At 49.0% G+C, this 10,660-nt stretch carries 14 protein-coding genes; 9 read left to right on the top strand and 5 right to left on the bottom strand.

Annotated elements, in window-relative coordinates:
- Positions 1-171 precede the first annotated feature (171 nt).
- Complete coding sequence (gene carO / locus RSA72_RS12455) at positions 172-915, bottom strand: ornithine uptake porin CarO (protein WP_332623933.1); 744 nt, start codon at positions 913-915, stop codon at positions 172-174.
- 305 nt (positions 916-1,220) lie between these two features.
- On the opposite strand from carO, the gene dapD reads away from it, so the two are divergent.
- The 6 genes from dapD (at position 1,221) to RSA72_RS12485 (ending at position 5,223) form a co-directional block, all read left to right on the top strand.
- The gene (dapD, locus tag RSA72_RS12460) at positions 1,221-2,042 is read left to right on the top strand and encodes a 2,3,4,5-tetrahydropyridine-2,6-dicarboxylate N-succinyltransferase (RefSeq protein ID WP_332623932.1); all 822 of its coding nucleotides are present in this window, start codon (positions 1,221-1,223) and stop codon (positions 2,040-2,042) included.
- Positions 2,043-2,144: 102 nt separating this feature from the next.
- The gene (gene queE, locus RSA72_RS12465) at positions 2,145-2,855 is read left to right on the top strand and encodes a 7-carboxy-7-deazaguanine synthase QueE (protein ID WP_332623931.1); all 711 of its coding nucleotides are present in this window, start codon (positions 2,145-2,147) and stop codon (positions 2,853-2,855) included.
- A gap of 30 nt (positions 2,856-2,885) precedes the next feature.
- Positions 2,886-3,557, top strand: a complete 672-nt coding sequence (gene queC / locus RSA72_RS12470) for a 7-cyano-7-deazaguanine synthase QueC (protein WP_332623929.1) — start codon at positions 2,886-2,888, stop codon at positions 3,555-3,557.
- 13 nt (positions 3,558-3,570) lie between these two features.
- On the top strand, positions 3,571-3,981 hold the full coding sequence (locus tag RSA72_RS12475) for a hypothetical protein (RefSeq protein WP_332623927.1): 411 nt from the start codon (positions 3,571-3,573) through the stop codon (positions 3,979-3,981).
- A gap of 79 nt (positions 3,982-4,060) precedes the next feature.
- Positions 4,061-4,747 carry a diphthine--ammonia ligase gene (locus tag RSA72_RS12480; RefSeq protein ID WP_332623926.1) on the top strand — a complete coding sequence of 229 codons (687 nt, stop codon included), beginning with the start codon at positions 4,061-4,063 and terminating at the stop codon, positions 4,745-4,747.
- A gap of 20 nt (positions 4,748-4,767) precedes the next feature.
- A complete protein-coding gene (locus RSA72_RS12485) occupies positions 4,768-5,223 on the top strand; it encodes a peroxiredoxin (RefSeq protein WP_332623925.1) in 456 nt (151 codons plus the stop codon).
- 72 nt (positions 5,224-5,295) lie between these two features.
- Here RSA72_RS12485 and RSA72_RS12490 read toward each other — a convergent pair whose 3' ends face one another.
- Together RSA72_RS12490 and RSA72_RS12495 are read right to left on the bottom strand one after the other, a co-directional pair.
- Positions 5,296-5,619 carry a hypothetical protein gene (locus tag RSA72_RS12490; RefSeq protein ID WP_332623924.1) on the bottom strand — a complete coding sequence of 108 codons (324 nt, stop codon included), beginning with the start codon at positions 5,617-5,619 and terminating at the stop codon, positions 5,296-5,298.
- Positions 5,620-5,644: 25 nt separating this feature from the next.
- On the bottom strand, positions 5,645-6,250 hold the full coding sequence (locus tag RSA72_RS12495) for a LysE/ArgO family amino acid transporter (protein WP_332623923.1): 606 nt from the start codon (positions 6,248-6,250) through the stop codon (positions 5,645-5,647).
- Positions 6,251-6,367: 117 nt separating this feature from the next.
- Between RSA72_RS12495 and RSA72_RS12500 the strand changes: the two genes are divergently transcribed.
- Positions 6,368-7,258, top strand: coding sequence for a LysR family transcriptional regulator ArgP (locus RSA72_RS12500; RefSeq protein WP_332633260.1), 891 nt, complete (start codon positions 6,368-6,370; stop codon positions 7,256-7,258).
- Between the two features lie 65 nt (positions 7,259-7,323).
- On the opposite strand, the gene RSA72_RS12505 is transcribed toward RSA72_RS12500, so the two are convergent.
- Together RSA72_RS12505 and RSA72_RS12510 are read right to left on the bottom strand one after the other, a co-directional pair.
- On the bottom strand, positions 7,324-7,887 hold the full coding sequence (locus RSA72_RS12505) for a YceI family protein (protein ID WP_332624440.1): 564 nt from the start codon (positions 7,885-7,887) through the stop codon (positions 7,324-7,326).
- A 59-nt stretch (positions 7,888-7,946) separates the two neighbouring features.
- On the bottom strand, positions 7,947-8,516 hold the full coding sequence (locus RSA72_RS12510; RefSeq protein WP_332624442.1) for a nicotinate-nicotinamide nucleotide adenylyltransferase: 570 nt from the start codon (positions 8,514-8,516) through the stop codon (positions 7,947-7,949).
- 106 nt (positions 8,517-8,622) lie between these two features.
- Between RSA72_RS12510 and RSA72_RS12515 the strand changes: the two genes are divergently transcribed.
- Together RSA72_RS12515 and RSA72_RS12520 are read left to right on the top strand one after the other, a co-directional pair.
- Positions 8,623-9,423 carry an enoyl-CoA hydratase gene (locus RSA72_RS12515; protein WP_332624444.1) on the top strand — a complete coding sequence of 267 codons (801 nt, stop codon included), beginning with the start codon at positions 8,623-8,625 and terminating at the stop codon, positions 9,421-9,423.
- A 108-nt stretch (positions 9,424-9,531) separates the two neighbouring features.
- A complete protein-coding gene (locus RSA72_RS12520; RefSeq protein ID WP_332624446.1) occupies positions 9,532-10,293 on the top strand; it encodes a nitroreductase family protein in 762 nt (253 codons plus the stop codon).
- Positions 10,294-10,660 lie beyond the last annotated feature (367 nt).

Below are 10,660 nucleotides of genomic sequence, written 5' to 3' on the forward strand. Positions count from 1 at the left end.
CTTGCGCTTCGAATAAAAGCAGTGCTTTTATTCTTGCTCAGGTTGCGGATGACACCTCCGCGTATCAAATAATATCTTGGGTTTCAAAAAGAAAAAGCCAGTCAATTTCTTAATTGACTGGCATTAGGCCGAAGCCCGTTTTTTCAGTACCATTCTGTCAGCATTCAGCGCTTACCAGTAGTAGCTTAGGCCCACTTTGCCGACCGGCATCCATTGGTATTTGTCATCATTGCGGATTTTTTGCTCTTCCGCCCGCAATGCTTCCTGAAAGTCCTGACCGCCAGTTATCGCATCGCCGCTGCCAGTCAAAGTGACTGTAGGATTGCCTGTGTAGTAGGCGCCGACTTCACCGAAGACGCCCCAGTTTTTGCTGATTTTCGGCGCAAAGCCGAAACCGAGGTACGGCGCAATATCGTTTTTATATTCCATCTTGCCGTTGATATTCACGCCAGAGCCATTCTGATCCGCAATAAAGTTCGTGTTGTTGACTTTAAATGCTTCACCAGGATTAACCCGGCGGTCCAGCCCGTAGTCATTGTCCAAATAAGCTGCGCCGGCTGCCACATAAACGCCTTGCGCCCAGCGGTTTGCGCTGGCGCCCCACGGACGGATTTCAGCGTTTAAGTAGACATTGTTATTGTCCATGTCTAAATCATAGGTTGAACCGTTGACTTTCACATCATCAGACCATGAAACATTGCCGCCGTTATAGCCTAAAGCCAAGCCGACATAAGGGTTTGCAGTCCACAGCAGCGCACCGCCGTAGCCGGTAGTGCCGGCTTCAGCGCGCACGCCTGTTGGCATCAATTGATTCTGCTCAAAAACGTAACCATCCTTAACCACAGCTGTATCCGCCATTGCCGCGCCGGATGCTGCCAACACAGATGCGGCTAAAACTGTACGTAGCATTTTCATTGGGTTTCTCCTCAAGTCAAAGATTAAATTGTTGAATTATTCATGTTCTGTATGATGTGAAATATACAATATAAATCGATCATATTTTATTCAAAATTTGCTTAGTTTTTGTTATTTTTTGATACATTTTCAGCTGTACTGTTGATTATTAAAAAAATTATCCGCTGTTTTATTCGCCAACCCCGGCGCTTGAAAGGAGGTTCTCCGGCTTTTAATGATTAATTCCGATCTATTGCTCATTTTCCATCTATTCTTAGCTCAATATAGTGTAAAATCTTGGAAAATTTTTTTCTGGAAGGAAGATCATGACTCAGCTTTCTGCAATTATCGAGCAAGCGTTTGAAGACCGTGCGAATTTCACAGCAGCAGACTGTTCTGCTGAAATCCGTCAGGCAGTTGAAACCGCAATCGCGGGCTTAGACAACGGCACTCTTCGCGTAGCTGAAAAAATCGATGGTGAATGGGTTGTTCACCAATGGCTGAAAAAAGCGGTGCTGCTGTCGTTCAAGCTGAATGACAACAAGCCTATCGAGTCATGCGATCTCCGCTTCTATGACAAAGTGGATACTAAGTTCAAAGGCTGGACTGAAGAGCAGTTTAAAGCTTCCGGCGTGCGCGTTGTGCCGCCTGCGGTTGCCCGCAAAGGCTCTTTCCAGGCTAAAAACGTGGTGCTGATGCCGTCTTATGTCAACATTGGCGCTTATGTAGATGAAGGTACAATGGTCGACACATGGGCAACTGTAGGCTCATGCGCGCAAATCGGCAAAAACGTGCATTTGTCCGGCGGCGTAGGCATTGGCGGCGTGCTTGAACCGCTTCAGGCGAACCCGACGATTATTGAAGACAGCTGCTTTATCGGCGCGCGTTCTGAAATTGTTGAAGGCGTGATTGTAGAAGAAGGCTCTGTCATCTCTATGGGCGTGTTCATTGGCCAGTCGACCAAGATTTATGACCGCGCTACCGGTGAAGTCCATTACGGCCGCGTGCCTGCCGGTTCTGTAGTTGTTGCCGGCAGCCTGCCGTCTAAATGCGGCACTTACAGCTTGTACGCTGCCATCATCGTGAAAAAAGTTGATGCGAAAACCCGCGCCAAAACCAGCCTGAACGATTTATTGCGCGAAGACTGATTTTTTTATTCATTTTTTGCGGAACTTTAACCGTTCCTCATCTCTACGGCCAGCAATGGCCGTAGGGATTTTTGTTTTTCTATACTGTGGTTTAATTTTGCTATGACATCCCTCCGCTCTTCCGCTATTCCTGTTTCCGATCCGTCTGCGGGGTTACGCATTACGGAGATTTTCTATTCATTGCAAGGTGAAGCCAATACAGCGGGCCTGCCGACGGTTTTCATCCGGCTGACAGGCTGCCCGCTGCGCTGCACGTATTGCGATACCACCTATTCTTTTGAAGGCGGCGAACGCCGGTCTTTGGATGACATTATTCAAACCGCGCTGGACTTTAAAACCCCGCATATCTGCGTGACCGGCGGCGAACCGCTGGCGCAGCCGAATGCCCTGCCCTTGATGCAGCGCCTGGCGGATCTGGGCTGCGAAGTATCGCTGGAAACCAGCGGCGCGCTGGATGTGTCCAAAGTGGATGCGCGGGTATCTAAAGTTTTAGACTTAAAGACGCCGGCTTCCGGCGAGTCTGCGCGGAACCTGCTGAGCAACCTTGAGCATTTAACCGCGCACGATCAGATCAAATTTGTGATCTGCAATCGTGAAGACTATGAATGGTCCAGGCAGCAGGTGGAACTTCATAAATTGAATGAAAAAGCCGGCACGGTATGGTTCTCGCCGGCATTTGCGGTTGAAAAAGGCGCAGCCCGCCTGCCGCAGCTGGCGCGTGACCTTGCCCAGTGGATTTTAGAAGACCGCCTCCCTGTCCGCTTCCAGCTGCAGCTGCACAAGCTGCTGTGGAATGATGAAACCGGCCGTTAAGTGTATTAAAGATTATCTGGAGAATTGAACATGCGCCCTCGCGCTATTGTGCTGCTATCTGGCGGCTTAGACTCTACAACCTGCCTGGCATGGGCTCAGGCGCGCTATGAATGCATCGCGATCAGCTTTATGTATGGCCAGCGTTCAGCCACTGAATTGGCGGCGGCGCAGGCGCTGACGCAAAAAGCTGGCGTAGCGCACCGTGTAATCAACATTGATTTGGGCAGCTTAGGCGGCTCTGCGCTGACTGACCACAGCATTGATGTGCCGGATCATGAGTCTGACGGCATTCCTGTAACTTATGTTCCAGCGCGTAACACCATTTTCCTGTCTTATGCTTTAGCCGCGGCTGAAGTTTTTGATGCGCAGGCGATTGTTATCGGCATCAATGCCGTTGATTATTCAGGCTATCCTGACTGCCGCCCGGAATTTATTGAGGCGTTTGCCAACATGGCGAAACTTGCAACCAAGGTTGGCGTAGAAGGAAAACCGCTTAAATTCGAAACACCTTTGTTACATTTATCCAAAGCAAATATCATTCGCCTAGGTGTGGAACATGGCGTAGACTATAGTCAAACAGTGTCTTGCTATCAGGCAGATGACCAAGGGCGCGCTTGTGGTAAATGCGACAGCTGCCGCCTCCGCAAACAAGGTTTTGCAGACGCAGGTGTCGAAGACCCAACCCGTTATATACCGAAATAACAAGGTAGAGTTTATGAAAATTTTGAAATCAAACATTATTCTTTCCGCTGCAGTTTCTGCAGCTGCATTGTTTGCATCGGCTGCTCACGCAGACAATGACAAGCTGCAGCAGGCGTATAAGAGCACCAACGTAAAATCGGCGCTAATTAATGTTTGTAAAGAAGAAACGGGCAAAAGCAAAAAACTGTCCGCTGCTGAAGTCAGCAAATACTGTTCTTGCGCTGTAGAAGCGGATGGCCGCTTGACCAATGCGCAAAAATGGGAAATTCAAAGCGCCATCAATCAGAAGAAAAGCCCGGCAACTTTAGCTTTTGTGCAAAAGCAGAATAAAGACCTGCAGGCATGCTTTGGCCCGCAGCTGACAGGCAAGCTGAAAACTTTGACTGAAGAAGCCATGAAATCTGCGCAGCAGCCAAAAAAATAAGCTGACTGACTGTGAGAAAGCCTGCTTTTGCAGGCTTTTTTATTGACTGCCTTTTTATCAACGGAATTTGGAAAAAACAATGAGTGAATCGTGGAAGACCATGGCGCCGGGGCAGAAATTTGTTGCCTCCTACAGCGGCGGCAAAGACAGTACGCTGGCGCTGTATCATGCCTTACAGGTGGGGCAAGCCGCAGGCCTGATCGCCATGCTGGAAGAGCACGGCCAGCGCTCACGCTCGCATGCCATGCCCTTGGAAATCATTCATGCGCAGGCGCAGGCTTTGGGGCTGCCGGTTTTACTGGCCAGCGCCAGCTGGCAGAGCTATGAAGCAGAGTTTTTGAAAATGCTCTCCGAAGCCCGGCAGCTGGGCGCCGAAGTTCTGGTCAATGGCGACTTGGATATGCCTGAGCATGGCTGCTGGCATGAAAAAGTCGCAGCGCAGGCCGGCCTGCAGCTGTGCATGCCTTTATGGCAGCGCCCGCATCTTGAAGTCATTCAGGAATTTATTCAGCTGGGCTTTCAAACCATGCTGGTCACGGTCAACTTAAAGCTGGGCATGACTGCTGCCGATTTAGGCAGAATCATGACGCTGGACTATGTCAATGAACTGCTGCGCAGAGGCATAGACCCCTGCGGTGAAGGCGGCGAATTTCATAGCACTGTGCTGGACGGCCCGCTTTTTAAAAAGCCGATTCCTGTACGCCAGGGCGAAATTCTGTATCATGGCGACTATGCCTTTTTAACGCTTGAATTAGAACATCATTGACTATTTTGAAGGAGCATCTCATGTCTGACCTTAGCCTGCCGAATCAATCTTTCCCTGCCACTGCCGGCGAAGTGAATTTAGCGGAAGCGCCTGCTGAATGGCTGATTGTTTATTTTTACCCTAAGGATTCCACACCGGGCTGCACCACGCAGGCCATCGGCTTTTCCTGCCTGAAAGATCAATTTGATGCGCTGAATGCCGCTGTTGTCGGCATTTCACGCGACTCAGTCAAAACACATCAGAATTTTACTGAAAAGCAGAATCTGAGCATCAACTTAATCAGCGACAAAGAAGAAGTGCTGTGCAAGCACTTTGATGTGATTAAAGAAAAAAATATGTACGGCAAAAAAGTCATGGGTATTGAACGCTCAACCTTTATTTTCCATAATGGCAAACTGGTGAAAGAATACCGCAAGGTAAAAGCTGCCGGCCATGCGGAACAAGTGCTGGAAGACCTTAAAGCACTGCAGGCTTAAAATAGATTTTGTGCAGGCAAGGTCAGTTGAGCAGCTCAACTGACCTTGCTCTCGGACATCGGTTAAATGATTTTATCTAATCGTATAACCATGCGGATTTCGCCAAGAAATCACTTTAAATTTTTTATTGATTTCCCCCAGCTCAACATAATATCTGACCAGCTCTTCAGGACTCCAATCCCTTCCACTTGAAAATAGCGCGCCCAGTTCAATTAAAATATCTATAACTGACAGCCGATGATCTTCATCACGGATTGCTAAATTAAAAGTTGAACTTTCATTGATTCTAAATCCTATTGATATCAATTGAGCCGCAAGAAATAAATTTTCAGTTTTAACTGCCACCCTATCTCCGGCAAGTTCTGTAACAATCGCAAATTCCAGCTCCGGGTTCATCAGCTCAATCCTAACACTTTAAAATTTAAGCGCTCACAGCAAGTGAAAGCGCAATTCCCCACATGACCAGAGCAATCGCCCCATCCAGAATATTCCATGCTTTGGGCTTTTCAAACACAGGAATCAGAATGCGCGCACCATAGCCCAAGCTGAAGAAAAACAGCCATGACGCCGTAATGGCGCCTAAGGCAAAATACAGCCGGGTCTGCTCAAATTGGGTAGAGATGGAGCCTAATAATATGACGGTATCCAAATACACATGCGGGTTCAGCCAGGTCAGCGCCAGACACAGCAGAATGATTTGAGCCAAACGGTTTTCCTCCGTCTGGCTGGCCTGCAAAAACTGCTGGGATTTGACCGCTTGCACAGCATGCTGAAAACCATACCAGCATAAAAATGCCGCACCGCCCCATTTTGCAAACTGAATGATTTCAGGATAGCGCTGCAGCACCGCCGAAAAACCGGCGACGCCAAAGGCAATTAGAATAGAATCTGAAAGCGCGCAGGCAAAGCATACCCAAAAAACCGACTGCTTTTTCAGCCCCTGCTTCAGCACAAAGGCATTTTGCGCGCCAATGGCAATAATCAGGCTCAGGCTAACCGCAAATCCCTGCAAATAAGTATTCAGCATGGCAATACAACATATGAAATATCTTCAGCGCATTATCTGTTTATTTGCCTTAAATTGAGTATTATTTAGAAAATATCAGCCTGGCTAAATTATTTTTAGCTGGATAATGGACGGAAAATGCTTAACCATAAACAGTGCGATGCCTTTTTTGCCGTGGCGGAAACCGGCAGTTTTGATCTGGCCGCGGCGTGCCTCTGCATCACCGCATCCGCAGTGACCCTGCGCGTGCAAAGCCTGGAAAAAACCTTAGGGCATCTGCTGATTGTGCGCGAGCGCCCCTGCCGCGTCACCCAAGCTGGCCAATCGCTGCTGCACTATCTGCAGCATGCGCGCCTGCTGGAGCAGTCGCTTATTCAGGACTTAACCGGCAAAGCTTCCGCCTCGGATTTCTATCAGCTGCATATTGCCAGCAATGACGACTCCCTGGCGACATGGCTGCTGCCGGCGCTGCGGCAGACCCTGCTGGAAGAAAAAATTGCGCTGCATTTGCAGGTCGATGATCAGAGCCAGACCCATCACCTGCTGGAAGCCGGCTTAGTGAATGCCTGCATTTCAACAGAAGTGAGCGCCATGAACGGCTGCCTTGCCCTGCCTTTAGGCGCCATGACCTACCGCATGGTGGCTACGCCTGAATTTAGCCGGCAGTGGTTTGCCAAGGGCATCGGCAGAGAAGCTTTAAGGCAGGCGCCTGCGGTGATTTACAATAAAAAAGACCGCCTGCATACCGATATTATTTTAAAGAGATTTGGCCTGAGCGCCGAAAGCTATCCGCACCATTACATTCCGTCTTCCACCGCCTTTACCGAAGCGGTTTTCTTAGGGCTGGGCTTTGGCATGGTGCCGGATTACCAAATTGCAGGCCGGCTTGAAACGGGCCGGCTGATTGAAGTTATGCCTGAAGCGCGCTGCGACATTCAGCTGTACTGGCACCACTGGAAGCAACAGTCTGCGCCACTGCAGAAGCTGACCGCAGCCTTGCTTCACCATGCGCATCAGCACATGAATTAAACGGCAGATGGCTATTTTTCAGCATTTTTTTTGAACAGTTCGAGTTCAGCATGGCCGCGCGTGAATCATTTCGCCAGCCATTGGCCGGAGAGCTGAATATTCACTTTGTCTCCAACGCCGCCCAGCACCCTTTTCATGCCGAAATCGCTGCGGTTAATCACCGTGGATGACTGCACATCCAGCAGTTTAGGGTTGGATGGATTCGGCTTTAAATGCATATCAAAGGTGACTTCTTTAGTGACGCCGCGCAGGGTCAAATCGCCTTTTACGCTATAGCGGCCATCGCCCAGCGGCTGAAACTCCGTGCTTTTAAAAGTTGCAGTTTTATATTGCGCCGCATTGAAAAAATCTTCCCCTAAAAACATATTCCTTAATGCCGGCTTGCTGAATGTCAGGCTGTTGGCAGCCAGAATCAGTTCAGCCGATGCAGTTTTGGGCGCGCTGGCATCAAAAAACATGCGGGAATGCTGCTGATTGAAGGTTCCCTTCACCACCGACAGCCCGACCGCTTTAATATCAAAACTGACATGGCTGGCAGCCGTCAGCGTCCAGCCCTGCGCCAGCACAGGCAGGCTTAAAGCCGCGAGGCTGGCCAGCAGGCACTGTGTTATCCGTATTTTAATCCCCATGCTTTGCTCCTTTACCCGAAGCAGATTTGCTGTCCGAATAACAACAGCTTAACCAAAGCTCAGGGCAAATTGCTCTTGTCTTGGGTCAGGAATTTGTCTTGCAATTGTTGATATATAGAGGTGTTTTGAAAACTCTGTAAAAAATTGATCGTGCCTGCCGGAAAGGCATCGGCCTGAATGTCGCCGCGGTAATAGGCTTCGCGCACCGGCGTTGCCGATATGGCATCCTGCAGGCTGGTCAGCTCCACCATTTCCCATTCCGGAAAAAACTTTAAGTAATAGGATGAATCATCCTTAAAATGGCCAATCAGGCCAATGCGCTCATTTGGCAGCGTAATTCCAGCCACTAAGGACTTTACCAGTTTCTGCCATTTTTCATCGTTATAGACATCAATCACCTCCACAAACTTGATGCGCTGCTGATCAGCCTCGGAAAAATTCGATAAAATCATCTGCTCGCGCTCGCCGGCGGTGAACGGATTTTTAATATTGCGCTCATTCTGCGCGGAGCCTAAAGCTAAAATAACGTAATGGCTTTGCTGCAGCGCAATTTGAATGGTTTGCATATGCGCCAAATGAAAGGGCTGAAAGCGGCCAATGAAAACTAAATAATCAAATGCATATTTCATAGCGGATCATCGTTTTTTTATGAACTCACCAGTTGCGCCGGCACGGAAAAAATGCGACATAATGAGCCCATAAAAATTGAATTAAGTTTAAAGCAAGGATAGTACGATGACACTTAGTTGTATTCAACAACCTCATCAACATTTGAATGCGAATTTAGACAATGGCGTGCTGACCTTAGCCATTAACCGCCCGGAAGCCAAGAATGCCTTATATGGCGAACTGTATTTGAAAATTGCAGAAGCTTTGGATCAGGCCGATCAGGATACAGCTGTCCGCGCAGTGATTTTGCGCGGTGAAGATGCAGACTTCAGCGCCGGCAATGACATGCAGGACTTCATGAAGTTCATTCAAGCCCCGCTTGCAGGCAAAGCCGGCGATGCGCCGCCGTTTGTGGTGCTGAAATCCGCAGCCAGATTTTCCAAGCCCCTCATCTGCGCGGTGCGCGGCGTAGCGATTGGCATTGGCGTAACGATTCTGCTGCATGCGGACTTGGTTTACAGCGACAGCACCGCCCTGTTCCAGATTCCATTTGTCAGCCTGGGCCTGTCACCGGAAGGCGCTTCCAGCAAGCTGCTGATTCAGCAGGCGGGCTACCATAAAGCGGCGGAGCTGCTGTTCACAGCGCAAAAATTTGACAGTGAAAAAGCGCTCAGCGCCGGAATTATCAACAGCATTGAAGAAGACGCCTATGCGAAAGCCTTGAAGCAGGCGCAGACTTTAGCCGCCTTGCCGCTGGCATCATTGCGCCAGACCAAAGCGCTGATGAAGCATAATCTGCAGGAAATTGTTGACTGCATTGATGATGAAGCGGAAATCTTTATGAAGCGCGTGTCTTCGCCGGAAATGGCTGAAGCGGTCGCGGCCTTTATGCAGAAGCGCAAGCCGGACTTTACCCAGTTCAATTAATTTCAGCATTGAGTGGATAATGAAAACCGCCTGGTTCACGCAGCCAGGTGGTTTTTTTATTTTCCGCCCCAACATGAATTTTAACTCAGCCTGGAAGATGCCAATCTCATGACAAACCAAAACACAACTGAAAAGAAACGCTATTTTGAGCCTGCGCCGCAGGACATTGATGTGGAAAATTTCCGCAAAGTCATTGAAAGCCGGCGCTCTGTGCGCAAATTTACCGGCAAGGCCATTCCAAATGAAGTGCTGGACGCCTGCCTGGATTTGGCGCTACTGGCGCCGAACTCCTCGAATTTGCAGCCGTGGAGCTTTTATGTAGTGCAAAGCACAGCCAAGAAAAAGCAGCTGGTGAAAGCCTGCCTGAGCCAATTGGCGGCCAAAACAGCGCAGGAATTGATTGTTTGCGTTGCGCGCACCGACCGCTTGGACGAAATGGCAAAAATGAACATCAGCGAGTTTCCATTTCCGGAAGCGCCAGCTGCCGTGCAAAAGTATTACCGCATTATTCCGTACAACTATAAGACAGGTTACTTTAATTCACTGGGTAACTTTAAGAAAGTTGCTTTCAAGCTTGCCCGCTCACTGGACAAGCAATTGCCTGTTACCGCATTCAGCCCTGCGGATGCCAAGCTTTGGGCGACAAAAACCACTGCGCTGGCCTGTGAAAACTTAGTGCTGGCTTTGCGCGCTTACGGTTTTGACAGCTGCATGATGGAAGGCTTTGATGAGCCGCTGGTGCGCAAAATCTTGAACCTGAATGATCAGCAGTATCCGGTCATGGTGATTGGCGCTGGTGAGCGTGCGGAAGACGGCGTGTTCTTCCCGCAGTACCGTTTTGACCGTGAGCTGTTCATTCAGAAGGTTTAATTTATCAAGAGCAAAGCCACAGTCTCAAATTTCAGCTGTAACAGGATCTGCTTAGGTGCAGGCATCCGTTACTTTGAAGGTGGGGAATATATTCCATAAGGTAACCAAAATCCTCTGTCTATAGCTAATTACCAAAATAGCTATTACACACAAAACCTAATGAAAGCATATTTTATGGGAGATTATGTGTGATACGGATTTCAAAACTCAGCTATATAATGGCTAAGTTTTTTTAAACGACTCCGCGGAAATCCCTTCGGCTTCGAGTTCTATAGACCCTTGTGTCAAATAAAATTTGGATACACGAGTGCGGGCATGGATGCCGCACGTTGCCCATCACGGCAAGGATGCCGTGTATGGGCAACAA

Source organism: Acinetobacter sp. (assembly GCF_036659555.1).
GTDB lineage: Bacteria > Pseudomonadota > Gammaproteobacteria > Pseudomonadales > Moraxellaceae > Acinetobacter.